At 54.5% G+C, this 24,316-nt stretch carries 25 protein-coding genes; 18 read left to right on the forward strand and 7 right to left on the reverse strand.

Features of this window, described 5'->3' with window-relative positions:
* Positions 1 to 10: 10 nt before the first annotated feature.
* Together hisI and BJF95_RS19405 are read left to right on the forward strand one after the other, a co-directional pair.
* The gene (gene hisI / locus BJF95_RS19400) at positions 11 to 460 is read left to right on the forward strand and encodes a phosphoribosyl-AMP cyclohydrolase (RefSeq protein ID WP_075641039.1); all 450 of its coding nucleotides are present in this window, start codon (positions 11 to 13) and stop codon (positions 458 to 460) included.
* Positions 461 to 545: 85 nt separating this feature from the next.
* On the forward strand, positions 546 to 1,487 hold the full coding sequence (locus tag BJF95_RS19405; RefSeq protein WP_075641040.1) for a patatin-like phospholipase family protein: 942 nt from the start codon (positions 546 to 548) through the stop codon (positions 1,485 to 1,487).
* Positions 1,488 to 1,546: 59 nt separating this feature from the next.
* Here BJF95_RS19405 and BJF95_RS19410 read toward each other — a convergent pair whose 3' ends face one another.
* Positions 1,547 to 1,981: a CBS domain-containing protein gene (locus BJF95_RS19410; RefSeq protein ID WP_075641041.1), complete on the reverse strand. Its 435-nt coding sequence runs from the start codon at positions 1,979 to 1,981 to the stop codon at positions 1,547 to 1,549.
* A gap of 142 nt (positions 1,982 to 2,123) precedes the next feature.
* Positions 2,124 to 2,912: a rhomboid family intramembrane serine protease gene (locus tag BJF95_RS19415; protein WP_075641042.1), complete on the reverse strand. Its 789-nt coding sequence runs from the start codon at positions 2,910 to 2,912 to the stop codon at positions 2,124 to 2,126.
* Between the two features lie 272 nt (positions 2,913 to 3,184).
* Here BJF95_RS19415 and BJF95_RS19420 point away from each other — a divergent pair, with 272 nt between their 5' ends.
* The 7 genes from BJF95_RS19420 to BJF95_RS19450 all read left to right on the forward strand — a co-directional run bounded on the left by BJF95_RS19420 (position 3,185) and on the right by BJF95_RS19450 (position 10,769).
* Complete coding sequence (locus BJF95_RS19420) at positions 3,185 to 5,113, forward strand: acid phosphatase (protein WP_075641043.1); 1,929 nt, start codon at positions 3,185 to 3,187, stop codon at positions 5,111 to 5,113.
* A 347-nt stretch (positions 5,114 to 5,460) separates the two neighbouring features.
* Positions 5,461 to 6,072 carry a PilZ domain-containing protein gene (locus BJF95_RS19425; RefSeq protein WP_075641044.1) on the forward strand — a complete coding sequence of 204 codons (612 nt, stop codon included), beginning with the start codon at positions 5,461 to 5,463 and terminating at the stop codon, positions 6,070 to 6,072.
* Between the two features lie 706 nt (positions 6,073 to 6,778).
* Complete coding sequence (locus BJF95_RS19430) at positions 6,779 to 7,390, forward strand: transglutaminase-like cysteine peptidase (protein ID WP_075641045.1); 612 nt, start codon at positions 6,779 to 6,781, stop codon at positions 7,388 to 7,390.
* Positions 7,391 to 7,583: 193 nt separating this feature from the next.
* Entirely contained in the window at positions 7,584 to 8,330 is a 747-nt protein-coding gene (locus tag BJF95_RS19435) for a hypothetical protein (protein ID WP_075641046.1), read from the forward strand.
* A gap of 187 nt (positions 8,331 to 8,517) precedes the next feature.
* Positions 8,518 to 9,888 carry a D-alanyl-D-alanine carboxypeptidase gene (locus BJF95_RS19440; protein WP_245297374.1) on the forward strand — a complete coding sequence of 457 codons (1,371 nt, stop codon included), beginning with the start codon at positions 8,518 to 8,520 and terminating at the stop codon, positions 9,886 to 9,888.
* 48 nt (positions 9,889 to 9,936) lie between these two features.
* Positions 9,937 to 10,206 (forward strand): hypothetical protein, encoded by a 270-nt coding sequence (locus BJF95_RS19445; protein ID WP_075641047.1) that lies wholly within the window; start codon positions 9,937 to 9,939, stop codon positions 10,204 to 10,206.
* Positions 10,207 to 10,241: 35 nt separating this feature from the next.
* The gene (locus BJF95_RS19450) at positions 10,242 to 10,769 is read left to right on the forward strand and encodes a gamma carbonic anhydrase family protein (RefSeq protein ID WP_075641048.1); all 528 of its coding nucleotides are present in this window, start codon (positions 10,242 to 10,244) and stop codon (positions 10,767 to 10,769) included.
* Here BJF95_RS19450 and BJF95_RS19455 read toward each other — a convergent pair.
* The 3 genes from BJF95_RS19455 to BJF95_RS19465 are packed head-to-tail and all read right to left on the reverse strand — an operon-like array spanning position 10,764 to position 12,878.
* Positions 10,764 to 11,165: a Fur family transcriptional regulator gene (locus BJF95_RS19455; protein ID WP_075641169.1), complete on the reverse strand. Its 402-nt coding sequence runs from the start codon at positions 11,163 to 11,165 to the stop codon at positions 10,764 to 10,766. The genes BJF95_RS19450 and BJF95_RS19455 overlap by 6 nt on opposite strands.
* Positions 11,166 to 11,170: 5 nt before the next feature.
* Positions 11,171 to 11,980, reverse strand: a complete 810-nt coding sequence (locus tag BJF95_RS19460) for an iron chelate uptake ABC transporter family permease subunit (protein WP_075641170.1) — start codon at positions 11,978 to 11,980, stop codon at positions 11,171 to 11,173.
* Entirely contained in the window at positions 11,970 to 12,878 is a 909-nt protein-coding gene (locus BJF95_RS19465; protein ID WP_075641049.1) for an ATP-binding cassette domain-containing protein, read from the reverse strand. Before BJF95_RS19465 ends, BJF95_RS19460 begins: the two co-directional genes overlap by 11 nt.
* A gap of 117 nt (positions 12,879 to 12,995) precedes the next feature.
* On the opposite strand from BJF95_RS19465, the gene znuA reads away from it, so the two are divergent.
* Complete coding sequence (znuA, locus tag BJF95_RS19470) at positions 12,996 to 13,985, forward strand: zinc ABC transporter substrate-binding protein ZnuA (RefSeq protein WP_075641050.1); 990 nt, start codon at positions 12,996 to 12,998, stop codon at positions 13,983 to 13,985.
* A gap of 82 nt (positions 13,986 to 14,067) precedes the next feature.
* A complete protein-coding gene (locus BJF95_RS19475) occupies positions 14,068 to 15,282 on the forward strand; it encodes a GTP-binding protein (protein ID WP_075641051.1) in 1,215 nt (404 codons plus the stop codon).
* A gap of 78 nt (positions 15,283 to 15,360) precedes the next feature.
* On the opposite strand, the gene BJF95_RS19480 is transcribed toward BJF95_RS19475, so the two are convergent.
* Entirely contained in the window at positions 15,361 to 16,032 is a 672-nt protein-coding gene (locus tag BJF95_RS19480) for a GntR family transcriptional regulator (protein ID WP_075641052.1), read from the reverse strand.
* A gap of 117 nt (positions 16,033 to 16,149) precedes the next feature.
* Between BJF95_RS19480 and BJF95_RS19485 the strand changes: the two genes are divergently transcribed.
* The 6 genes from BJF95_RS19485 (at position 16,150) to BJF95_RS19510 (ending at position 22,489) form a co-directional block, all read left to right on the forward strand.
* Entirely contained in the window at positions 16,150 to 17,154 is a 1,005-nt protein-coding gene (locus tag BJF95_RS19485; RefSeq protein WP_075641053.1) for a TRAP transporter substrate-binding protein, read from the forward strand.
* A 68-nt stretch (positions 17,155 to 17,222) separates the two neighbouring features.
* Positions 17,223 to 17,768 carry a TRAP transporter small permease subunit gene (locus BJF95_RS19490; protein WP_075641171.1) on the forward strand — a complete coding sequence of 182 codons (546 nt, stop codon included), beginning with the start codon at positions 17,223 to 17,225 and terminating at the stop codon, positions 17,766 to 17,768.
* Positions 17,765 to 19,078, forward strand: a complete 1,314-nt coding sequence (locus BJF95_RS19495) for a TRAP transporter large permease (RefSeq protein WP_075641054.1) — start codon at positions 17,765 to 17,767, stop codon at positions 19,076 to 19,078. Before BJF95_RS19490 ends, BJF95_RS19495 begins: the two co-directional genes overlap by 4 nt.
* The gene (locus BJF95_RS19500) at positions 19,078 to 20,511 is read left to right on the forward strand and encodes a malonyl-CoA decarboxylase (RefSeq protein ID WP_075641055.1); all 1,434 of its coding nucleotides are present in this window, start codon (positions 19,078 to 19,080) and stop codon (positions 20,509 to 20,511) included. Before BJF95_RS19495 ends, BJF95_RS19500 begins: the two co-directional genes overlap by 1 nt.
* Positions 20,508 to 22,019 carry a malonate--CoA ligase gene (locus tag BJF95_RS19505; protein ID WP_075641056.1) on the forward strand — a complete coding sequence of 504 codons (1,512 nt, stop codon included), beginning with the start codon at positions 20,508 to 20,510 and terminating at the stop codon, positions 22,017 to 22,019. Before BJF95_RS19500 ends, BJF95_RS19505 begins: the two co-directional genes overlap by 4 nt.
* A 305-nt stretch (positions 22,020 to 22,324) precedes the next feature.
* Entirely contained in the window at positions 22,325 to 22,489 is a 165-nt protein-coding gene (locus BJF95_RS19510; protein ID WP_075641057.1) for a DUF1328 family protein, read from the forward strand.
* A 344-nt stretch (positions 22,490 to 22,833) separates the two neighbouring features.
* Here the strand turns inward: BJF95_RS19510 and BJF95_RS19515 are convergent, their stop codons facing one another.
* The gene (locus BJF95_RS19515) at positions 22,834 to 23,037 is read right to left on the reverse strand and encodes a hypothetical protein (protein ID WP_075641058.1); all 204 of its coding nucleotides are present in this window, start codon (positions 23,035 to 23,037) and stop codon (positions 22,834 to 22,836) included.
* Between the two features lie 262 nt (positions 23,038 to 23,299).
* Between BJF95_RS19515 and BJF95_RS19525 the strand changes: the two genes are divergently transcribed.
* Entirely contained in the window at positions 23,300 to 23,578 is a 279-nt protein-coding gene (locus BJF95_RS19525; RefSeq protein ID WP_139317562.1) for a hypothetical protein, read from the forward strand.
* Positions 23,579 to 24,316 lie beyond the last annotated feature (738 nt).

Below are 24,316 nucleotides of genomic sequence, written 5' to 3' on the forward strand. Positions count from 1 at the left end.
GATACAGACAATGATTGAATTTGCCTCCCCTTCCACAGACAAAGCCATTCTCGAAGACAGCGGCGCATTGACCCCCAAGTTTGACGCGCATGGGCTGGTCACTGCGATTGTGACCGATCACCGCGACGGCGAATTGCTGATGGTGGCGCACATGAATGCCGAGGCACTGGCGCTGACAATTGAAACCGGCCTTGCCCATTATTACAGCCGCTCACGCAAGGCCCTTTGGAAAAAGGGCGAAAGCTCTGGCAACATGCAAAGCGTGAAGGAAATCCGGGTTGATTGCGATCAGGATGCCATCTGGCTGAAGGTTGAGGTCGCCGGCCATGATGCCACATGCCACACCGGACGCCGCTCCTGCTTTTATCGCCGCATTGAGCTGGACAACGGTGAAGCAAAAACAGTGATCATTGATGATCACCGGCACTTTGATCCCGATTCGGTCTATGGGAAAAATTAGATTAAACTGTAATCATCAAGGCTTTGGTAATCTCGCGGGTCCACAATGTTCTTGATATATGTTCAACCGAGGAGGGTCGATACATATGCTGAACTGGAATTTAAAAGGCCAAGTGGCAAAGAATGCTGTTGCCAGTGGCCCGACAGAACCTACCTCTACGGAGCGACCGCCACAGCCAAAACCGAAAATTGCACTGGCGCTCGGCGGCGGTGCTGCGCGTGGCTGGGCACATATCGGTGTTTTAAGGGCGCTGGACGAGGCTGGCATTGAAGTTGGCATGATTGCCGGAACATCCATTGGTGCGCTGGTGGGCGGCTGCTATCTGGCAGGCAAGCTGGACGAGCTTGAAACCTTTGCCCGCTCGCTGACCATGCGCCGCATTGCTGCCCTGCTGGATCTGACCATTGGCGGCAGCGGCTTGCTGGGTGGTATGCGCCTGACCAAGCGGATGCAGGAACATCTGCAAGGGCTCTCGATTGAATCCCTGCCAAAACCATTTGTGGCGGTGGCTGCCGAGTTGCACACGGGCCATGAAGTCTGGATCGATGGTGGCAGCCTGATTACGGCTCTTCGTGCATCCTACGCCCTGCCCGGTATTTTTGAGCCTGTTCGCAGTGAAAACAGAACACTGGTCGATGGCGCTTTGGTCAACCCGGTGCCGGTCTCGGTGTGTCGCGCCTATGAACAGCCGCTGGTGGTGGCCGTCAATCTTCATTACGACCTCTATGGTCGCTCGGCTGTGGTCAAACACAAGGTTGGCCCGATTGGCCCTGATACAGGGGCGCGACAAACCCAGAACCGCATTGGCGTCACCGGCGTCATGGTGCAGTCTTTCAACATTATTCAAGATCGTATTTCGCGCGCCCGCCTCGCAGGTGATCCGCCCGATCTGGCGCTGCATCCACGTGTCAACGAAATCGGCCTGTCAGAGTTTCACCGCGCAGGCGAATCGATTGACCGAGGCTATGAGGAAACACGAGCAAATATTTCCGCTATTCAGCGCATGCAGCAAGGCTGCGCGCGCTAATAAAGCAATGCGTAAAAGCGTTACAGCGCCCTTTGGGGCAGAGCGCTGCACTCTCCTGATCAACCGGCAATATAGGCCTTGATATGCTCGGCCTCCAACTCAACCTCACGGATGCGCTGTTTGACCACGTCACCAATGGATACGATGCCGATCAGCTTTCCACCGCTTTCGACGGGGACGTGACGAAACCGCTTGCTGCTCATCATTCCCATCAATTCGTTGACGGTGGTGTCTTCGGTGCAGCGAAACACATTGGCGGTCATCAGCTTGGAGACGGGAAGATCCATCGCCTCCACACCAAGCCGGCCAATGGCCGAGGCAAGATCACGCTCGGTGAAAATACCGACGATCCGGCCTTCCATGCCGACCACGACAACAGCACCAATTTTATTGTGATAGAGAACGCGGGCGGCATCTGCCACGCTGACGGTTGGCCCCACGGTGATAACGTCTCGGCCTTTTTCACCGAGAATATTCCTGACTGTCACAGACATTTGCTTTCCTCCTCAATTGCAGATCTCCGGGCATAGGACTCAGGCCTCTCCCCCTTCCCCAAGATAAGAAGCCTGAACGCCTATGCTGCCTGCATTTTCACAAGAACGCAACCGAGTGGGCAGTCAGCAATATTTATTTTCCCTAATTTGATGTGCGCAGCGGTTTAGGCTGGCGATCAAACAGAGCAAAACCGAAAAAGCCCACCACAAAACCGCCGATATGGGCATCCCAGGCAATGGCACCACCGGGATCACCAACCAATGGGATACCAAAGGCAATAATCAGATTGCCCGCCAGAAACATCAAAACGAAAACCAGAACCGTGCGCTGGGCAAGCGCTTCAAACACGCTCAATCGCACCACCCACGCATCATCTTCGCCAAAGCTGAAGCCAGCACGACCAGAGCCAAAGGCAAAGCGGCAGGCAGCCCCCATCAAGCCGGAAATGACGCCGGAGGCACCGATCAGCAAATCTTCAGAGCCCCAATTCAGCGCGGCATGGGCAAAGGCCGAGGCCGCCGCCGTCACCAGCCAGAACAGGACAAAGCGCAATGCCCCGATACGCCGCCAGACCGGCGTGCCAAAAGCCGCCAGCCAAAGACCATTGAAGGCCAGATGCTCAACGCTGCCATGCAACAGCGAATAGGTGAACGGGGTCCAGATCCATGCCAGATCCTGATCGGAAAACGGCGTGACGTAACGTATGGGGGAAAAACCGAATTCACGCATGATCCAGTCGGACAGTTCGGTGGAAACAATCCAGCTGGTGAGAGCAAAGATCAAAACCACCAAAAGCAGTGACAGCAGCACCCCGCCGGGCATATTGAAAACGGGTTCGCGCTTGCGGCCGGTGTTGACCGGGCTTTCGTCCAACCCCTCATCAGCATCGTCGGGGTCCTGATCCCAAGGCCCATTCGATTTATCGTCCATGCACTCGATTCCCTATGATGCGCGGCCCCTGCAATACGCCAGTTTGAGCATATAGCGATGCACCTTCAAAAGGAAATGGAAACCCCAAAACCTGTCAGAAAACTGTTACCTGACAACCCTATAGACGAGCCTGAATTTCGTCAATCGAGACCACAACACCCCTTTCAAGAGTTGACACTCTTCTAACAACTCGATTTATTTCGTCATGTTGACGAATAAAAACCGGAGCCCCGCGCTTTTCCTCTCGCTTATATTCGCAGAAAAGGCCTTTCATGACCCGTTTTCAGTCCATAGCTGCTGCCTCCGCCGCACTTTTGCTGGCCACCGCCCTGACCCCTGCCTTCGCAGATAACCTCTCCTTGCCAGCACCGCCGACCGGCGTTGGGCATGCCGAAACAGCGCCACCACCGGCCAATGTGCTGGCCTATGTTGACACAGGTGCCACCAACCAGCGCGGCGATGCTTGCCACGCCACCCTGGAAACCAACGCAGGTGTTCGGGTTCTCTCCGGCTTTCTCGCCGTTTGGACGCCCCGCACGCCTTTTGTCGACGCCGATCAGGACGCGCCAGCCAAGGATGGCTGCCCGGCGATCAAAAAAACCGATTGGGATGGCATTCCTGGCAGTGCGACCGATGGCGTGAAGAAGCGTCCGGATCTGCACAGACAAAATATTGCCTATTCCATCAAAGTCACGGGTGAGCACACGCCGGAGCGCGATCTTTCCGCCTATCTTGATGACCGTCGCGGCAAAAATGTCAGCGTCACTGACGGCCTTGGCCCACTGACCGATGCGTGGCGCAAGGGCGCACAGCAGACCACCACCATCACGGACATGCCTGCCGACGCAACAACGGTAAAATATGAAGATAAGGGCAACAATCGCGGGGTTGGTGCAAAAGACAATCCCGATCTGGGCAAGGCTGTTGATTTGATTGAAGCAGGCAGCGCCGATGGCTCCACCGAGCCCGCCAAGCGCTATTACAAATTCGCTCGCCCCTATCGCCAGAGCGACAAGGTGCGTGTTGTGCCGCAGCTGGTGCCGGCCGAAAGCTCCAAGCCGATTTCTGATGGAGGCTTCCCAAGTGGCCACACAGCCGAAGCCTGGCGCGATGCGCTGGTCATGGCCTATCTGGTGCCGCAGCGCTATCAGGAAATGGTGACCCGCGCCGCCGTTCTCGGCGAAAACCGCATTCGTGCCGGCATGCACCAGACATTTGACGTTCTCGGCGGCCGCGTCTTGGCAACGGCCATTGTGGCTTACAATCTCAATCTGCCAAAAAATGTGCCTCTGCGTCAGGAAGCCTATGAGCAGAGCCAGACATGGCTGATGAAGGCAACACACTCGTCTGACTTTCAGGCATTGATGGCCTTTGCCCATTCCGAGCCCAAGGCCAAGGATGCCTTGGCCGATTACGCTTGGAACAAGGCTTTCGTTGATGCGCGCCTGACCTATGGCTATCAACAGATCAGCGATCCAAACCTCGCCCCCACGGTGCCAAAGGGTGCAGAGGTGCTTTTGGAAACCCGCCAGCCCTATCTGAATGCAGAACAGCGCCGTGTTGTGCTTAAGACCACCGAAATCGCCTCGGGATATCCCATTATCAGCGATCCTGAGGGCTGGGGTCGTCTCGACCTGTTTCGGGCTGCCGATGGCTATGGCGCATTCAACGGCGATGTGACGCTGGTTATGGACGCCAGCAAAGGCGGCTTCAATGCTGCAGACACTTGGAAAAACGCCATCAGCGGCAAGGGTATGTTGCTCAAGCAAGGCACCGGCAGCCTCACGCTGGCCGGTAAAAACAGCTGGACCGGCGGCACGACGATTGAGGATGGCACATTGGTTGCTGCATCCGACACCGCATTTGGCAATGGCGATATATATCTGAGCGGTGGCAAAGCCGTGATCGACACACGGGGATTGCAGGTGCGAGGCAACATAACCGTGCGCAAACAGGCCAATGTTGAGATCAAACTGCAAGACAAGAACAATGTTCGCCTGCAGGTTAACAAGACTATGTCGATTGAGGGCGGCAACCTTGTGCTGACCGCAGCGCCTTCGCAAACGTTTAAGGCTGGGGATACGCTGAAACTGGTGAATGCCAGCACGGTTCAAGGAAAGTTCGATTCCATTTCACTTGCCGGGCACACGCTCAAGGTGACTTACAGCAAAAACGACATTTCCGCTCGAATCGTAAAATAATGCGATGCTGCGGTGCGCGCTCTGCGGCGCATACCAGTTGACCGCAGATTTAAGTTGAAACAAAACGCCCGGCTTTTGTCGGGCGTTTTGCTTTTCAGCGCAGCGCACGGCACAAGGGAAGCCGGATTTCGATAAAAATCCATACGAAAACAAGAAATGACAGCATCAGACTGGTACTCATTTTCGGCTGAGTGCTCTAATGCCTATTTCCAAAACCAGAATCGGTTACGGATATATGCCGTATCGGGCGCACCGCGCTGTTAACGCCCTTCTGGCATTATGGGTGAAGACTATATTAAGGGCTACCATCTAATATTCACCTCCAATCAAGGCTTCGAGACCCGGTCATGTATTCCTTTCAACAGACACAAAAAAGCGAGACAGAAAGGCGTCAGGTTCAACGCGCCTTTCAGCGTGTGTCCGTTAGTCTTGAAGGGCGCTTGATGGTGCCAAGCCAGGACGAATATGTTTGTCTGACCGTGGATATGTCGCCCGGTGATGTCCGCTTCATCTGCGCAGCCCGCCCGGTGGCCGGTGATCGCATCATTGCTTACATCGACAATATTGGCCGCATCGAGGGCAGTGTGGTGAAAACCACCGATGATGGCTTTGTGATCAGCATCGTTGCCACAGACCGCAAGCGTGAAAAACTGGCAGCACAATTGACCTGGATTGCCAATAAACACGAATTGGGCCTGCCGGAAGATCGTCGCCATGATCGCCTCACCCCGCGCAAGGCACGTGCCGAGCTGACACTGGAAGATGGTCAGAAATTCAGCTGCCGCATCATCGACCTTTCATTGTCGGGTGCCGCTGTGGAAATGGAGTATCGTCCGGCCATGGGCACAGCTGTCCGTCTGGGCAACACCCGTGGTCGCGTGGTCCGCCACTTTCTCGAAGGCGTCGCCATTGAGTTTACCACGCTCCAATCGCGCGATTCCCTGAAAGACTTTCTCTAGAGAATCGGCCGAAAAGTCAGAACCGGTTTTCGGATAAGTCCGATGCGTACACAAAAACTGAGAGCATCGCGTTTTACTGGATCCGCAAAGCAGCACCTCATCATTCTTTTTCCAGCACGTTACGCGCTCCGCTGACGTTTCGAACACGTCCGCGTCAAAACGAAAACCGCAAATCGCCAAGTCCAAGCCCATATCTGCTCATCGCCAGCAATGATGACGGCCCATTTCGCCTTGGCCCAAAAGCTTTACAAAAAGTATAGAAGAGCCTGCATGGCGCAAATATAGTGTCTATGCCTTTCGTTCATCAAGCATTCACCATCCCACAGCTTAATAAAACAAATAATCGCCCTAACAGAAGCGCATATTGCCCAAAGAGGCGAATTTTGCGTTCCAAATCGGGAATATCGCGCTCTCCCAAAACAGGAATGCGGCCAAAAGCGCACCAAAACGCAGCGCGTGCGCCGCATTAAAAAATTCGACTTTATATATTTATTTCAATTGGATAAATAACGAGAAACGGCAACGGGTGCCTCCACATACGCACAACCGCTTTGCTTGATTTCTATCTTTTCGCCTACCAATTTCATTAGAATTTTCGATAAATTTTATACTTAGTCTATTCAAAACTATACTTATTTTGAGCTCTAAATTTTGCGAGAGATAAAAACATCAGCGTCATTCTACTCCCAGAACGGGGAGACATCCAATGACAAAGAAAAACACAATCAGTTTCGCCATTATCACTGCTATCGCAACTCTCGTATCAGTGGGCAGCGCAAACGCCGGACAAGCGGCCATGACGATTGCTGGAAAGACCAGCCAGCCAATTGGTCATTATGAATTTTGCAAAACCCATGCTGCTGAATGCAAGCCTCTGGGGAAAGATTTCGGCCCCGCAAAACTGACACCTGAGCTTTGGAAAACCATTCTGGATGTTAACTACACTGTCAACACCACCATCAGACCTGAAACAGATCTGGAGCAATATGGTGTCGAAGAATTTTGGGCCTATCCGGTCACCGCTGGCGACTGCGAAGATTACGCGCTGCTGAAACGCCGCGAGTTGATGGAAAAAGGCGTGTCGGCATCGGATCTTCTGATCACCGTTGTGTTGCAGCCCAATGGCGAAGGCCATGCCGTTTTGACTGTGAGAACCGATCGCGGCGATTTCATTTTGGACAATATGCGCAACAAGGTGATGCTGTGGTCCGACACGGAATACACCTACCTGAAGCGTCAGGCTGGCGACAACCCCGGCCAGTGGATCAAAATTATCGACAGCCGCAACTCGGCGGTGGCTGCTCTGCAAACAAAATAAGCCGCACAAGACATCGCGTTTACTCGATACCGCTCTCGAATTGGTCCGGTCTTCCCCGCACACCTACCCAGACCGACCAAGAGCCGGTTCCGCTGCCACGGAACCGGCTCGCTTTTGTTAACCGCACATTAACCATAATGTCGCAACGCTATAGAATAACTCAGACATTCTTCAAGCGGAGCAGCGTTTCAGCGTGGAACATGCGCAAGACGACAATAGCCCAGGGCAGGAAAAGCCGCTTTTATCCTTGCGTCACAAAATCGCCCTTGCTGCAATCTTGGGATTTATGGCGCTGTTTTCGCTCACACTCACCTATTTCAGCGAAACACTTGGCCATCTTCTTTTGGTGGGAGATTACAGCGATCGCCAGACGGTTCGCCGCATCACTATCGGTCTCGATGAATTGCAGATCGAAGAAAATGCCATTCGGTTTGAGCGCCAGCGGCACGATGGCAAGGCGATGCGCCTTGATCTTGCGCTCATGTGGCCGGAGATGCGCGGCTATGACGTTGCAGACAGAATGCGCTTTGACAATGCCAGCCAGACCAACCGCTTGATTTTCATCCAAATCAGCCAAAGCACCATGTCGCAGGATATGTCTGGACGGGTGGCACCCATTTACACGCAACTTTTTGACGGCGCGCCACAGCAAGGGCCTTATGGCCTGACCATTCACCGCCTCAAACAGGGCAGCGGTTATGATGGTGAGATCCTTTACACAACACATCGGCCCGGTAACGCCGATTACGCCATACGCTGCATGGATGCCCCAAAACTGGAAGATCAAGCAATAGACGATTGCCAGCGGGATATTCACCTCGGCAAGGACTTGAGTGTTCTCTATCGCTTTTCTGCTCAAAATCTGGCGGATTGGCAAAAAATTGACGATGCCGTGACCGCCTATGTGAGCAAACGCATAACAGCAAATGCCAATCCATAAAAAATTGGTGAAAATCGCACAGTCTCTGGCAAGGAGTTGTTCATCATAAACCACTTGGTAACGCTGTCGTTCTAAAGTGGGAACAGTGTCGCTGGGGGGCGGCAAAATCGTGGATTCTGGAAAAAAGAGCATAGTGGTGAAGAAGCAAGTCGCGAGCCTCCTTGGCCGGAGTATGATGATCCGGTATATGACCCGTCTGTCTGTCGCTGCCCTCATTGCATGTGCCGCCAGCCTCAGCAGCACCGCCACGGCAAAGGCTGCCTACTCGCCGCCCTATGCCGACATCGTGGTCGACGCCAACACCGGCAAAGTGTTGAAATCTGCAGACCCTGATGCGCTCCGCTATCCTGCATCGCTCACCAAGATGATGACCCTTTATCTTGTGTTCGAAGAGTTGCAGAAGGGCAAGATCCGGCTCAACACCCCCATTCGGGTATCGGCTCATGCGGCATCACAAAAGCCATCAAAGCTCGGCGTTCGGCCGGGACAGACGTTTACGGTCGAGCAGGGCATTTTGGCCGTCGTCACGCGTTCCGCCAATGATGTGGCCACGGCCCTTGGTGAAGCACTGGGCGGCAGTGAAGCCCGGTTTGCCGAGATGATGACCGCAAAGGCGCGGTCTCTTGGTATGACGCGCACCACCTATCGCAACGCAAATGGCCTGCCAAATTCACAGCAGATGACCACAGCGCGAGATCAGGCGCGACTGGGCATGGCGCTGTATAAGCAATTTCCGCAATATTATCATTATTTCTCGGCCCAGCGCTTTGTCTATGGCAAGCAGGTTATCGGCAGCCATAATCGCTTGATTGGCAGCGTACGCGGCGTAGACGGTATCAAAACCGGCTTCACAAATGCCTCTGGCTTCAATCTTGTCAGCTCTGTGCATATTGATGGCAAGTCGCTGGTTGCTGTGGTGCTCGGCGGTGTTTCAACCCCTGCCCGCGACAATCGCATGCGCCAACTGATTGCCACCTATTTGCCGCAAGCCTCAAGCCGCGGCAACACCCGTGCGCTCATTGCTAGCCAGACATCGATACCGGAGCCAGTTGCCCACGCAGCGCGCGGTATGGAACCCGTGCCCAGCTTGCCAATGGCAGACGTGCCTGTTCCCGGTGCCCGCTATGAGAGCGGTCCGGCTTTGGGCGAAACCGCTTACGCCAATGATAACAACGATGATGGCGCGTCGAAGGCAATCTCTACCATTGCGCCAACGCCCAAACGCCGCAAGATGAGCGGCCATCACCCCGTGCCGCCTGCCAATGTGGATAACACAATGACGTTTTCCACAAAGTCCGAAGCAAAGCCGGAATCCGGTTGGACCGTTCAGATTGGCGTTGCCAATAGCCATAGCGACGCCATGGATTTGCTGGAGCGGGCAAAAGCCAAAGGCCACGCCGGATTGAAGCGGGCTCGCCCTCTGGCCGTCGCCTATGGCGAAGGCTCGGCGAAGATCTACCGCGCCCGCTTTGTGGGGTTTGATGATCAGCAAGCCGCTTTGAAAGCATGTCAATCTCTGAAAAAAGCCGGCGTAAGCTGCTGGGCCGCAATGCAATAACCACAACACCACCCACCTCGAAATGTCATGCGTGCGAGGAACCCAAAAATGGCAAACAACGAAAACTTTGAAACCATGATCTCAGAAGATACGGCCATGCCGTATAACCCGCGCAGCGTGTTGAACCCCTTGCACGAAGCGGCCTTCAAGCTGGCAGAATTTGGCACGAACAAGCCACGCTCAAAGACCCGCGAGTTGATGAACCTGCTGATGTGCCACGGTGCACGCGCCTGGCGCTACTCGCAGCCGGAAGCCAATATCCATATCCACATCGGCATGCAATCTGGTCGCATTCCGCTGACAATGCGCCTGAGATAATATCAATATTACCTTGATTGTTGGGGGATAGCATCATGCCACTTTACGCTTTGGGTGATCTGTCACCAGCTTTGCCAGACTCCGACCGGTTCTGGATTGCGCCAGATGCGCATGTGATTGGCAATGTCATTCTCGGTGAAGACGTTGGCATCTGGTTTGGCGCTGTGCTGCGCGGTGATAATGAAGCCATTACGCTGGGTGCTGGCACCAATGTGCAAGAAGGCGCCATGATCCACACCGATATGAGCTTTCCCGCAACCATCGGCCAGGGATGCACCATTGGCCATCATGCCATTATTCACGGCTGCACCATCGGTGATAACTCCCTGGTCGGCATGGGCGCGACGGTTCTCAACGGTGCGAAAATTGGCAAGAATTGCCTTGTTGGGGCCAATGCGCTGATTACCGAAGGCAAGGAATTTCCCGACAACTCCCTGATTGTTGGCGCGCCTGCCCGTGTGGTGCGCACACTGGATGACAAAGCCATCGAATCGTTACGGAAATCCGCCACCAATTACATTGCCAACTGGCAGCGTTTTGCCCGCGACCTGCGGCAGCTATAAGCCTGCGCAATTGGCGCAAACGCCCTTGATCTCAATGGTGGTTTTTTCGGCCTTGAACCCCCTGCCCTTGGTCCAATCCTGCAACTGGTGTTCAATGGCGTGATCGTGAAACTCCTGCACCAGACCGCAGCGCTCGCAAATGGCAAAGGCCACCGTACCATGGCTGCAGCAATCATGCTTAGGGTGGGAGCAGACAACAAAGGCGTTCAGGCTTTCCAGCCGATGCACAAGCCCAAATTCCAGCAGCTTTTCCAAAGCGCGATAGACCTGAAGCGGTGCGCGAAAACCGTGTTCGCGCAGTTTATCAAGAATCGTATAGGCCGAAAGAGGTGCATCTGCGCTCTCGAGAGCCTGAAACACAAGGGCCTGATTGCGGGTTAGTTGCGGCGTGGCCATAGACATCATCCTTTCCCGTTGGAGGCGCGAAGACCGCGCACGGGCAGCAGGCTTAAAAGAAACAACACAAGAGCCGCCACCACGATGGAAGGCCCGGACGGCGTGTCATAGGTCAGCGAGCCAAACAGCCCACCAATCACGGCCAGCCCGCCAATCACCGAGGCCATAACGGCCATGATCTCGGGCGTGGCAGCAAAGCGCCTTGCTGTTGCCGCCGGAATGATCAGCAAAGCCGTGATCAAAAGAATACCCACAATCTTCATGGCAATGGCGATGACAACCGCCATCAACAGCATGAAAATAAGTCTGGCGCGGGCGGGTTTCAAGCCTTCGGCCTCGGCCACATCCTCGTTCACCGTTGCTGCCAGCAGCGGACGCCACAGCAGGCACAGACAAACAATCACGAAAAAGCCGCCCAGCCAGACTGTGACGATATCGGTGGTGGTCACCGCCAGAATATCACCAAACAAATAGGCCATCAGATCAAGCCGCACCCAGGTCATGAACGCCACCAGCACAAGGCCAATTGCCAACGTGGAATGGCTTAAAATACCCAGCAGCGCATCAGATGACAGACCCTGCTTTTTCTGCAAGCCCAGCAACAACAGCGACACAATTGCTGCCACCAGAAACACGCTCAATGTCAAATTAATCGAAAACAGCAAGGACAGCGCCACGCCCAACAGCGCGGAATGGGCCATGGTATCGCCAAAATAGGCCATACGCCGCCAGATCACAAAACATCCAAGCGGACCAACGGTAAACGCCAACCCAACACCGGCAAGCAGTGCACGCACAAAGAAATCATCCATCATGGCGATCTCCATTCAATGCGGTTGCAGCCGTGCCTTCGCCATGGTGGTGATGTTTTTCCCCGTGATCATGATCGTGATGATGGCTTCTCTCATGGCCATGATGATGGCCGTCGCCCGGGTGGCAATTGTCGGTAATCGAGCCATCCTGATGCTGCACCCGCCCATCCGGCAAGTGGGTATGGTCGTGGCGATGATTATAGACCGCCAAGGTGCGGGCGGCAGCCGCGCCAAACAAGCGCTGATATTCCGGGCTTTGGCTGACAATATCGGGTGTGCCCCGGCAACACACATGGCCGTTCAGGCACACCACCGTGTCTGTCTCCGCCATCACCACGTGCAAATCGTGTGAAATCAGCAAAATACCGCAGCCGGTTTTGCGGCGAATGTCAGAAATCAAATCGTAAAGCGCAATTTCACCCGCGAAATCAACACCCTGCACAGGTTCGTCCAACACCAGCAAATCAGGTTTGCGCGCCATGGCACGGGCCAAAAGTGCGCGCTGAAACTCGCCACCCGACAGATTTTGCACCTGTGCGCGGGCCAAATGGGCAATGCCCACTGCATCGAGGGCGGCTTCCACCTCGCGCTTGCTCAGCTTTACGGTCAGCGTCATCAAACGCTCAACACTGAGCGGCATGGTCCAATCAACCGAAAGCTTTTGCGGGACGTAACCCACGGTAAAATCGCGCAATCGCTCGACACTGCCTTGGTCAGGCTTGAGAATGCCGATCGCCATTTTGGCCGTGGTGGATTTACCCGATCCATTCGGACCGATCAGAGTGACAATCTCGCCTTTGCGCAGCTCAAGCTCGACACCACGCACCAGCCAGCGCCCACCGCGCTGGATACCAGCATTGCGAAGAGTGACCAGCGGAGCTTCACCAGAGATATTCAGCACGCAAGCATGACCTTAAATTTGTCTGTTGCATCACGCTATGCCACACGTTATAGCGTTACGCAATCTATGTAATAACATTACATAGACATCAAGGGACATGACATACAGGAGATCTTCATGCGCGCAAAGCACCTTGCTTACCTTGGCTTTATGAGCAGTTTTTTGGCGTGCGGCTCGGCGTTTGCCTCTCCCAATGTCGTGACCTCGATCAAGCCTCTCAACTCGATTGTCGCCGCTATTATGCAAGGCGCGGGTACGCCCGATCTGCTGGTGGAGGGTGCTGGTTCTCCCCATAATTACAGCCTCAAGCCTTCGAAAGCCGAAGCGTTACAACACGCAGATGTGGTTTTCTGGATTGGACCGGGGTTGGAGGCGTTTCTGGATAAGCCTTTGGATGCATTGGCGGGCAAAGCCAAAGTGGTCGAGATGCAACATGCGAAGGGCGTCAAGCTTCTCCCAACACGCCAAGGCGGAACATTTGAGCCGCACATGCACGATGAAGATCATGATGCGGACGCGGGCGGTGAGCATCACGATGCAGAACACGCACATGACGACCATGCCCACGGCGACCATCACGAGCATGATGAAGCCTTTGACATGCACATCTGGCTGGACCCAAGCAATGCCAAAGCCATGGCGAAAGCAGTCGCTGACACATTGAGCCAGCAAGATGCTGCCAATGCGGCCCTATATGCCAAAAATCTGGCTGCTTTCGATGCCAGCGTTGATGCGCTGGACAAGAAACTAACGGCTGAACTGGCTCCCGTGCGCGGCAAGCCGTTTATTGTCTTCCATGACGGTTATCAGTATTTCGAGCATCACTATAAGATGACCGTTGCGGGCTCCATTACCGTCAGCCCCGAAACCGCCCCCGGTGCCAAGCGCGTGGCCGAAATTCACGCCAAGGTCAAAGAGCTGGGAGCCACCTGCGTGTTTGCCGAGCCGCAGTTTACCCCAAAGCTGATTTCTGTGGTGGCAGAAGGCACCAAGGCCCGCACCGGTGTGCTTGATCCCCTCGGCACAGATTTGAAGGATGGGCCAGACCTTTATCCGGCTCTGATGACCAATATGGCAAACGCCATCAGCACCTGCCTCAAGGGCTGATACCAAGTTCAAAAACGGCGGATGCAGACATCCGCCTTTTTAAGATTATCGAATGTAATGTTATTACATTAAGGAGTGAAAAATGACGCAGAGACTTCCAGTCACCGTTCTTTCCGGCTTTCTGGGCGCGGGAAAAACCACCCTGCTCAACCACATTCTTGGCAATCGCGACGGCTTGCGCGTGGCGGTGGTTGTCAATGACATGAGCGAGGTGAATATTGATGCCGCCCTCGTGCGGGATGGCGGCGCAAACCTGTCGCGCACCGATGAGCAATTGGTGGAAATGAGCAATGGCTGCATCTGCTGCACCCTACGCGAGGATTTGCTGACGGAAGTACGCCAGTTGGCCGCCTCCAATAAATTCGATTACCTGCTGATTGAGGCCACCGGCATTGCCGAGCCGCTGCCGATTGCCACCACCTTTGATTTTCGCGATGAAGATGGCCAGAGCCTCAACGATATTGCCCGTCTGGATACGATGGTGACGGTGGTGGACGCCGCCAATCTTCTCAATGATTACAGCTCCACCGATTTTCTCGCAGACCGAGGCGAAACGGCGGGCGAGGAAGACAACCGCACGCTGGTGGATTTGCTGGTCGAGCAAATCGAATTTGCCGATGTCGTTGTGCTCAACAAGGCCAGCATTGCAGGCCCTGAAAAGCTCGACGCCGCCCGCAAGATTGTCGTTGGCCTCAACCCCGACGCCCACATTATCGAAACGGATTTCGGCCATGTTGAACCCAGGCAAGTGCTTGGCACCAACCGCTTTGACTTTGCCCGCGCCGAAACCCATCCGCTTTGGTTTAAAGAGCTGCACGGCTTTAAAGACCACGTGCCGGAAACCGAAGAATACGGCATTCGTTCCTTTGTCTATAGAGCTCGCCGTCCTTTTGATCCCATGAAGTTTCAGGCGTTTATTGACAGCGTCTGGCCGGGCGTTATCCGTGCCAAGGGCTTTTTCTGGCTGGCCACCCGCCCCCACCATGTTGGCGAGATGAGTCAGGCTGGCCCCTTAGTGCGCACGGGCCGCATGGGCTTGTGGTGGGCTTCGGTGCCAAAACAGCAATGGCCTCAAGACCCCGGCTTCATGCGGGCCATGGCCCCTTATCTCGATCCGATCTGGGGAGACCGTCGTCAGGAACTGGTGTTCATTGGTGCCGATCCCATGAGTGAAGCCGATATCCGCGCAAAACTGGATGCATGTCTGGTGCCAGCTGATGGCTTCACGCCCGCTGTATGGCGCAATATGGAAGATCCCTTCGCGGAATGGGCAGCACCACAGATGGCAACAGCCTAATCAAGGCACCACGCGATACACGCTTTGCCAAGGCCGCCGCCTTATCTGTCAAAGATACAGGCGGCGGCAGAACCAAGATCAAGCATCGCGATCCGCGCGCTTCATCCGCTTTATATTGGCCACTAGATCGCCAAAGCGATCTCCCTGCACTGCGATATGATCTCGCAACACGTGACGGGCCTTCTCAGCGTCGCCATCAAGAATGGCTGCAACAATTTCACCATGCTCCCGCAAGGACGTTTTCATGCGATTGCGTACACGCAGTTGCAAACGGCGGTAAGGTCGAAGACGCCGATGCAACAGCACGCATTGATCTTTCAAAAAACCGCTATGGCAGGCCTCATAAATCGCATGATGAAACACCTCGTTTTCATAATAATAATCGTCGGTGTCTTCCTGTAGGCAAGCCCGCTCACACCGCGCATGCGCGTCCAGAAGCGCAATCCGATCTGCGCTGGTGTGGCGGCGTGCGGCGTGTGCGCCTGCCATGCCCTCAAGCTCCGCCATCACATCAAACATTTCAAAGACATATTGCGGCCCAAGATCAACCACCGCCGCCCCGCGCCGGGGCCGGATCTCAACCATGCCAATCGCACTCAACTGCATCAATGCTTCGCGGATCGGCGTGCGCGAAACGCCAAAGCGCGACGCAAGCTGCACTTCATCCAACCGCTCGCCCGGCACAAATTCCCCCGCCACGATACCGTTTTCAATTTCATCCCGGAGCTTGTGGAAAGTGTTTGAAGACATGGCGGATCTCTGCGTACAATATTGAAAATCTTGTATACAACATTATTGACATTGCGTGCAAGACAGGGGCATCATGATAAAAATCCGGCGGGGAGGCTGGAACCAAGGGAGGAAAAAATGAAAAAAATCAGACAGATACTTAAAGTCGGCGCGCTGGCCGCCATCGGCACCGTTGCGGCATGGAGTGCCCATGCAGACACGGTGCTGAAAGCGTCCCATCAATTTCCGGGGGGAAAAGGCGACATCCGCGATGAGATGGTTCAGCTTATCGCCCGCGATGTTGCAGCCGCCAATGTCGGGCTGACCATTCAGGTGTTTCCGGGGTCTTCGCTTTACAAACCCAATGACCAATGGAACGCCCTCACCCGTGGTCTTCTGGATATGACCTCTTTTCCGCTGGATTACGCCTCGGGTCGCAATCCGGAGTTTTCAGCAACCTTGATGCCCGGTCTCGTTGGCAATTTTGACCGCGCCAAGCGCCTCAACACATCACCCTTTATGGCCGACATTAAAAAGATCATTGAAAAGCAAGGGGCCATCGTGATCTCCGACGCCTGGCTTTCGGGGGCCTTTGCCTCCAAAAAGGGCTGCATCACCTCACCTGAAACCATAAAGGGACAAACCATCCGGGCCGCTGGCCCTGCCTTTGAAGAGATGCTGGTGGGCGCCGGTGCCTCCATTTCGTCCATGCCGTCTTCAGAAATTTACACCGGCATGCAAACCGGCGTACTGGATGCGGCCAACACATCCTCAGCCAGCTTCGTCTCTTACCGTTTGTTTGAACAGGCCAAGTGCCTCACGGCACCCGGAGAAAACGCGCTCTGGTTCATGTATGAGCCCGTTCTGGTTTCCAAGAAGACCTTCGACAAACTGACGCCGGAGCAGCAAAAAGCCATTCTGGCTGCGGGCAAAAAGGCTGAAGAATTCTTCGACAAGGAAGTGCGCAAAGGCGATCAGGTGATGATTGATGCCTACAAGAAGGCAGGCGTGCAAGTGGTTGAAATGACCAAGGCCGATTATGATGCCTGGCTCGAGATTGCCAAGAAAACCTCTTACAAAAACTTTGCTGAGAAAGTGCCAGGCGGTGCCAAGCTGATTGATGAAGCACTCGCCGTAAAATGATCGACCAAAGCATCGAGGGCTGCGGAAGCAATGCCGCACCCTCATGGCAAAAATTGGGGAATATCAAGATGGTAAAGGCCTATATTTGGACAATCAGCCAAATATCCCGCCTGTTTGCTTTCATTGCAACAGCACTTTTGATTGCGTCCATGCTGGTCGTCTGCCAGATGATTTTACTGCGCTATGCGTTCAATCTCCCCACGATCTGGCAAACCGATTTTGTGGTGTTCGCAGCCACCGCCGCCATGTTTCTCGGAGCGCCCTATGTGCTGCTGAAAGGCGGCCACGTTGGTGTTGATGTGGTGGAATTGATGGTCAGTGCACCGACCCGGCGCGGGCTGAAACTGATTGGCAGCCTTTTGGGTTTGCTGTTTTGTGTGATCATGCTGCTGGCGGGATGGTTTCAGTTTCATGATGCGTGGGCCGGTAATTGGAAACACTCCAGCGTCTGGGCACCGCCGCTCTGGGTTCCCCTGCTGTCTTTGCCCATCGGCTTTGGCCTTTTGAGCCTGCAATATACCGCGCAGATCCTGTCGCTTCTCACCCATCAGCCGCAAGACACCTCCAATGCGTCCGAAGATCCACATTCTGCACTCAAGGAGATGCCGCAATGAGCCCGACTGCTGCCGGATTGCTGATGATCTTTGCGTTGTTTGTGCTGCTGGGCACAGGCATGCCCATTGCGTTTGCGCTTGGCCTTGCCGCTGTTTCTGCGCTGTTTTTCCAAAGCGGTTTTGATATTTTCTATGTGCTGGGCGACACCATGTTCTCCGGCATTGCCAATCTGGCCTACGTCTCTATCCCAATGTTTGTATTGATGGGGGCCGCCGTTGCCTCATCACCTGCGGGGTCTGATCTCTATACCGCACTGGATCGTTGGTTAAACCGCGTGCCGGGCGGCCTGGTGCTCTCCAATATCGGTGCCTGCGCCATTTTTTCCGGCATGACTGGCTCTTCCCCCGCGACCTGCGCTGCCATTGGCAAAATGGGCATTCCCGAAATGCTCAATCGGGGTTATCCAAATTCGGTTGCAACCGGCTCTATCGCCGCCGGTGGCACGCTTGGTATTTTGATACCGCCATCGGTGACGCTGATCGTCTATGGCATCGCCACCGAATCCTCCATTGGCCGCCTGTTTATGGCAGGCGTGATCCCCGGCATCATGCTGACGATCATGTTCATGATATGGGCAGTGATTGACTGCAAGCGCAAAGGCTATGTGTTTGATGCTGGCGGTATTCGCTACACGTTAAAACAACGAATGGCATCTCTGCCGCGCATTCTGCCCTTTTTGCTCATCATTGCCGGAACGCTCTATGTGCTCTACGGCGGCGTAGCAACGCCATCGGAGGCGGCGGGCGCTGGCGCATTTCTCACGCTTGCCGTTGTTATCATCGCCTATCGGCTGTTTCGCATCAAACCCGTCGCCCAGATTTTTTCCTCGGCCATGCGCGAGAGCGTGATGATCATGATGATCATGGCGTCTGCAGAATTGTTCGCCTTCGCTCTATCGTCACTTTACATCACCCAATCGGTGGCAACCTTCATTGCCGATCTCGACGTGAACCGCTGGGTGCTGATGCTGATCATCAACGTATTCCTGCTGATCTGCGGCATGTTCCTGCCACCCGTTGCGGTCATTGTCATGACAGCACCCATGCTGTTCCCGATTGTGACGCAAGCAGGCTTTGATCCCTATTGGTTTGCCATTATTCTCACGATCAACATGGAAGTCGGGCTGATTACGCCACCCATCGGGCTCAATCTGTTCGTCATCAATGCCATTGCGCCCAAGATACCCACGCGCGATATTTTGTGGGGTGCTCTGCCCTATGTGATCGTGATGTTCATTGCCATCCTCATTTTGTGCGTCTTTCCCGATATTGTGACATGGCTACCCAATCATATGCTCGGAGCAATGTGATGAACACCACATCCTTCTTTGGCGACATGCTGCAAGCCATTACCGACAGGGGCCGCCGGCTGCTGTCCTTTGGCCCACGCAATGAAGATGACAATCCCTTGAGCACCATGGAAGTGCTCTGCGAGACCTTGCTCTCCAGCCGGGGTGAGGCATCGGGCATGGCGCTCGCCACGGACATTCTAGCCGCCTGGCAAAGGCTTGATTCGGCCCAGCAAAAAGCCTTCATGCACCTGCTGCTCACACGCTTTGGCCCCAAAACAGACCGGCTGGAAAAAGCGATAGACGATTACCGCGACAAACCCAGCCCCAAAGCCTTGCTGGAACTTCACTTTGCCTCCGAGCCGCGCCGTCAGGAGTTGATCCGGCGGTTTAACCTTGCTCCCAATGGCGTGGCATCCTTGGTGCGCATGCGCGAAGCACTTCTTGGCATCAAGGCCAGCGACCGTGATCTTGATGCGGTGGATGCCGATTTCGCCCATCTGTTCGGTTCATGGTTCAACCGCGGCTTTCTCATGCTGCGGTCCATCAATTGGTCCACGCCCGCCAATATCCTCGAAAAAATCATCCGTTACGAGGCTGTGCACCACATTGGTAGCTGGGATGAGCTGCGCCTGCGGCTTGCGCCAGATGACCGCCGCTGCTTTGCCTTTTTCCACCCGCAACTGGTTGATGACCCGCTGATCTTTGTGGAGGTAGCACTGACGCAGGAAATCCCCTCCAATATCGCCGGTCTGCTGCGAGAGGAACGGGCTGAAATCCACACCAAAGAGGCAACAACTGCCGTGTTTTACTCCATCTCCAATTGTCAGGATGGTCTACGCGGCATTTCCTTTGGCAATTTTCTGATCAAGCAGGTTGTGCAAGACCTGCGGCGGGATCTGCCCAAGCTTGAAACGTTTGTAACACTTTCGCCCGTACCCGCCTTTGCCACATGGCTTGCAAAGGAGCGAGACAATGACGCATCAGACGCCCTCACCGCCACAGACAAAGCCAAGCTGGCGGCACTGGACCAACCGGAATGGTGGAATGATGACGCGTTGTGCGAGCAAATTCGCCCCATCATCACCATGGCTGCCGCCTGGTACTTCTTGAAAGCGCGCAACAGCGAAGCCAAGGTCATCGACCCTGTAGCCCGCTTCCATTTGGGCAATGGTGCCCGCCTTGAGCGCATCAATTTTCTTGCAGACCGCTCACCCCGCGCGTTGAAGCAATCCTTTGGTTTGATGGTCAATTATCTCTATAAACTGGATGATATCGAGACAAACCACGAGGCATTCGCGGCCCGCAACGAGGTTGTTGCCGCGCAAACCATTCGTAAGCTCGTGCCAACAGATAAGGCACCGAGAAATCTGATTGCTCTGCCACAAGCCTTGACCGCCCCACAGGCCAAAGACGAGCATAAAACCGATAGCAGCAAGGAGTTTCATGTATGAGCAACCATCTTTTTGATGCCATCTGCGCTGGCATCCGTTCAGACGCGCCCTTTATCGAGACGTTGGAGGGTAAGTCCTGGACCTATGGTGATATGCTCACCCTCTCTGCCCGCCTGGCCTCTGCCCTTGTCAAAAGCGGTGTCAAACCCGGCGACCGCGTGGCCGTACAAGTCGAAAAAAGCCCGGAAGCCCTAATGCTGTATCTCGCCTGTGTGCGGGCCGGTGCTGTCTATTTGCCCCTTAACACGGCCTATACGCTGGCCGAGCTGGAGTATTTCATTGGCGATGCCGAACCAAGCATTGTTGTGTGCGCACCAACCGCCAAGCCCGGACTTTTGCCGATTGCAACAGCCAAAAATGCTGCCGTTGAAACGCTGGATGAAAAAGGCGGCGGCAGCCTGATGGAGCTGGCCGCGCAACAGCCCGATGCATTCGCGGACGTCGAGCGCGGAGCCAATGATCTTGCCGCGATACTCTACACCTCTGGCACCACAGGCCGCTCAAAGGGTGCAATGTTGAGCCACGACAATCTGCTGTCCAACGCCACCACCCTGCGCGATTACTGGAAATTCTCCAGCGCAGATCGGCTTATCCACGCCCTGCCGATCTTTCACACCCACGGCCTGTTTGTGGCATCCAATGTCATCATGCTGGCAGGCGCATCTATGTATTTCCTGCCAAAATTTGACGCCGACACAGCACTGCGCCTGATGCCGACATCGACAGTCATGATGGGCGTTCCCACCTTCTATGTCCGCTTGGTGCAAAGCCCCGATCTGACAGCTGAATCCACCGCCCATATGCGACTGTTCATCTCTGGCTCTGCGCCGCTGCTGGCCGAAACCCATCGCCAGTTTGAAGCCATGACCGGCCATCGAATTCTGGAACGCTACGGCATGACGGAAACCAATATGAACACCTCCAATCCCTATGACGGTGAACGGGTGGCCGGGACTGTGGGTTTTCCCCTACCCGGCGTCGCATTGCGCGTCACCGACCCCGAAAGCGGCAGGCCATTGGCAGACGGCGAAACGGGGATGATTGAAGTGAAAGGCCCAAATGTGTTTCAGGGCTATTGGCGCATGCCGGAAAAAACCCAAAGCGAATTTCGCACTGACGGCTTTTTCATCACTGGCGATCTGGGCAAAGTGGATGAGAATGGCTACGTCCACATCGTCGGCCGCGGCAAGGATCTGGTGATTTCAGGCGGCTACAACATCTATCCAAAGGAAGTCGAGAGCGAGATCGACATGTTGCCAGAGGTGGTCGAAAGCGCCGTCATCGGCGTTGCCCATCCAGATTTCGGCGAAGGTGTCACAGCCGTTGTCGTGCTCAAACCCGGCGCATCCTTGGATGAAAAAGGTGTTTTAACAGCCCTTCAAGACCGCTTGGCCCGCTACAAACAACCCAAGCGCATCATCTTTGTCGACGACCTGCCGCGCAACACCATGGGCAAGGTGCAGAAAAATATTCTCCGCTCCACCTACGCCGATCTGTATCAATCTTAAAAACTCGCGCGCCGTGTGGTTTATAAAACGCACGGCGCTTTTAAAAAAATCGGGTCATCTGCTCATTCTGCTCAGACCGAAAACGAATTATCCGACCCCTTCACGGAAAACGGTTCTTTTGCCGCATTCTGCATGGCACTGACACTGCCGACCCTTTGGGGCCGCACAGAAAGGGCCTTGTATAGGCGCTGAAACGCCATCATCTTTGCGCCGCAAATGCGCCCTTATTTCAGAAACATCGTAGTTTCAGGAACAAAGATATACCTCTCGTCGTTACGGTAATAAGCAAAAGAGAGGATAAGACCATGCTCCATTGGATATTGATTTTTCTATTGATTGCCGCAGCCGCCAGTCTTCTGGGCTTTCGTGGCGTAGCAGGCGCTTCGGCAGGAATTGCCAAGATCCTGATCTTCATCGTCCTGGTTATCTTCATAATCGCATTTGTTACCGGCATCGTGGTCGTCGCCTGATAAATGCGCGGTGAACGCTAAAACTATTCGATTATGAGCGGCTTAAGCCCTCGCTCTGACTCCTATCAATTCTGGTGGGGTTGGAGCGAGGCATAATTATGCGTGAACTTTTACTGGTCCGCCCCCCAAATAGGTAAATTTCAAGCACGGCTCCGAAGCGGAAGATGATGACGTGGTCTTGGTTTGTCCCGTTTCGGAAATGAACCTCTGATTTCATTGATCTTTTTTAGAACCTCACAAACAGGTCTGGGCATCAGGCTGGATTTAATTTGGGCACTTCCCTGCTCTGGGCACGAAAAAACCGCCATCGAGGCGGGCTATGAAGTCGATATGATCGGCTGGTATCAGATATTGAAGTCAGCCTGAGCGAGATCAGCCCGCAGGTAGGACCGCGCATTGGATCCCATCGGTTCAAAGATCGGCGCGACACCGAGCGCCTCAAGTTCAGACTTGACGGTGCACGTCGTCGTGCCAGGCGCGAACTCCGCCTCCTTGAGCCGTATCAACGTCTCATCGCCACCTGCCGTCCGACCGGCGTCGATCTCCAAAGCCCCCGGTCTTCAGCCGAAGCCGCCGAAATACAGGCTCCTCTCCGGGCACCATGAAGGCTTCGAGATTCCCGGAGAGGATCATTGCCACGAGGTTTCTATATTCGCGATGCATTGCCCGCGCTGCTTCGCGAAGCGACATCATACCTTCGTCATCCCCCACTAGGGTCGTTCGGTTGGAAATCCTAAGGATCAAATCGTCCATGTCCTCCACCCGGATGCGGGCGTAAGCCCGTTCGCCACCTCCCCTCGTCTCCACTTGATGAAGGATACCATCCTGAAGAAAGTAATGAAACGTCGCTTCCCCGAACCGCATCACCATGGCGCGATTAGCCAGCTGCTGATCACCCGTGAGCAGGTCCGCGACCTGAGGCGTTCACGAATAAATCGTGTGGAGAGGCCAATCCTCGATCTGCATGAGGTTTTTGAGGCGGTCCTCCGCGTCGAGGATGGCATTAGCACTGCTGTGTCGCTGGAGGTGCTGGGCCTCGTCGAGGTGGAGGAAGACGATACTGCGTTTTGGCCACCACGTAGCTCCTGAATTTTAATGGTGAGTTCGTTTGTGGCGGAAGCCTCGCCGTCTGAACGGTCGATATCGAATATGACGACTTTAAAATCCGCGTTGGAAAGGGCCACTTCCGCTGAGCGTCCTTATGATTTGCGCATTGCATTACGCCCTCATGGCGTGCATTTTTGAGCTAGGAATAAAATTGGGGACTAAAATGGATGAAGGCCATCTGGATAAAGAGACGAACTTTGGGATTGCTCTGATCGAGAGCGGGGTAGAGGCAAAAACCAAATCAAGAACGGTGGGCCCCGCTTAAGAGTTAGGGGCGCGGGAGAAAAGTGGGTCCCCTATCCTCAAGACCTTGACCTATCCATTCGGACCGAGATCGGAATGGTGAAATGCGCCTGAAGGTGCAAGTTTCAATTCCGCGGTTTCCCAACGATTCCATCTTCATCCGCAGACCCGAGAGCTTCGAACTCCCTCGTTTACGTTACATGGGGTGCGGTGACCGTGTTCCGCTGATGGAAACCTCGGCCCCTTCCCAATTTGACACGCATTTCAAAGTTCATGAGATACACGCTCAAAAAACACACGCCAGACCTTGACCTTTTAGGAATGCGGCTTAATTTTTCGCATTGGCGCGATTGCTACGCCAGATTGCGCGATCATTGCATTGATACGATGATTTGATTTTTGAGAACGACATTTTGGGGGCCTTTCGTATGGACGACGAACTCTCACCCGCCGATTTCATTCAGGCCAGTCGTGTTT

Source organism: Rhizobium oryziradicis (assembly GCF_001939045.1).
Lineage (GTDB): Bacteria > Pseudomonadota > Alphaproteobacteria > Rhizobiales > Rhizobiaceae > Allorhizobium > Allorhizobium oryziradicis.

Coding starts and splice junctions, on each gene's coding strand:
- hisI (WP_075641039.1), top strand. CDS start 11: ATGATTGAATTTGCCTCCCCTTCCACAGACAAAGCCATTCTCGAAGAC.
- BJF95_RS19405 (WP_075641040.1), top strand. CDS start 546: ATGCTGAACTGGAATTTAAAAGGCCAAGTGGCAAAGAATGCTGTTGCC.
- BJF95_RS19410 (WP_075641041.1), bottom strand. CDS start 1,981: ATGTCTGTGACAGTCAGGAATATTCTCGGTGAAAAAGGCCGAGACGTT.
- BJF95_RS19415 (WP_075641042.1), bottom strand. CDS start 2,912: ATGGACGATAAATCGAATGGGCCTTGGGATCAGGACCCCGACGATGCT.
- BJF95_RS19420 (WP_075641043.1), top strand. CDS start 3,185: ATGACCCGTTTTCAGTCCATAGCTGCTGCCTCCGCCGCACTTTTGCTG.
- BJF95_RS19425 (WP_075641044.1), top strand. CDS start 5,461: ATGTATTCCTTTCAACAGACACAAAAAAGCGAGACAGAAAGGCGTCAG.
- BJF95_RS19430 (WP_075641045.1), top strand. CDS start 6,779: ATGACAAAGAAAAACACAATCAGTTTCGCCATTATCACTGCTATCGCA.
- BJF95_RS19440 (WP_245297374.1), top strand. CDS start 8,518: ATGACCCGTCTGTCTGTCGCTGCCCTCATTGCATGTGCCGCCAGCCTC.
- BJF95_RS19445 (WP_075641047.1), top strand. CDS start 9,937: ATGGCAAACAACGAAAACTTTGAAACCATGATCTCAGAAGATACGGCC.
- BJF95_RS19450 (WP_075641048.1), top strand. CDS start 10,242: ATGCCACTTTACGCTTTGGGTGATCTGTCACCAGCTTTGCCAGACTCC.
- BJF95_RS19455 (WP_075641169.1), bottom strand. CDS start 11,165: ATGGCCACGCCGCAACTAACCCGCAATCAGGCCCTTGTGTTTCAGGCT.
- BJF95_RS19460 (WP_075641170.1), bottom strand. CDS start 11,980: ATGATGGATGATTTCTTTGTGCGTGCACTGCTTGCCGGTGTTGGGTTG.
- znuA (WP_075641050.1), top strand. CDS start 12,996: ATGCGCGCAAAGCACCTTGCTTACCTTGGCTTTATGAGCAGTTTTTTG.
- BJF95_RS19475 (WP_075641051.1), top strand. CDS start 14,068: ATGACGCAGAGACTTCCAGTCACCGTTCTTTCCGGCTTTCTGGGCGCG.
- BJF95_RS19480 (WP_075641052.1), bottom strand. CDS start 16,032: ATGTCTTCAAACACTTTCCACAAGCTCCGGGATGAAATTGAAAACGGT.
- BJF95_RS19485 (WP_075641053.1), top strand. CDS start 16,150: ATGAAAAAAATCAGACAGATACTTAAAGTCGGCGCGCTGGCCGCCATC.
- BJF95_RS19490 (WP_075641171.1), top strand. CDS start 17,223: ATGGTAAAGGCCTATATTTGGACAATCAGCCAAATATCCCGCCTGTTT.
- BJF95_RS19495 (WP_075641054.1), top strand. CDS start 17,765: ATGAGCCCGACTGCTGCCGGATTGCTGATGATCTTTGCGTTGTTTGTG.
- BJF95_RS19500 (WP_075641055.1), top strand. CDS start 19,078: ATGAACACCACATCCTTCTTTGGCGACATGCTGCAAGCCATTACCGAC.
- BJF95_RS19505 (WP_075641056.1), top strand. CDS start 20,508: ATGAGCAACCATCTTTTTGATGCCATCTGCGCTGGCATCCGTTCAGAC.
- BJF95_RS19510 (WP_075641057.1), top strand. CDS start 22,325: ATGCTCCATTGGATATTGATTTTTCTATTGATTGCCGCAGCCGCCAGT.
- BJF95_RS19525 (WP_139317562.1), top strand. CDS start 23,300: ATGAAGGATACCATCCTGAAGAAAGTAATGAAACGTCGCTTCCCCGAA.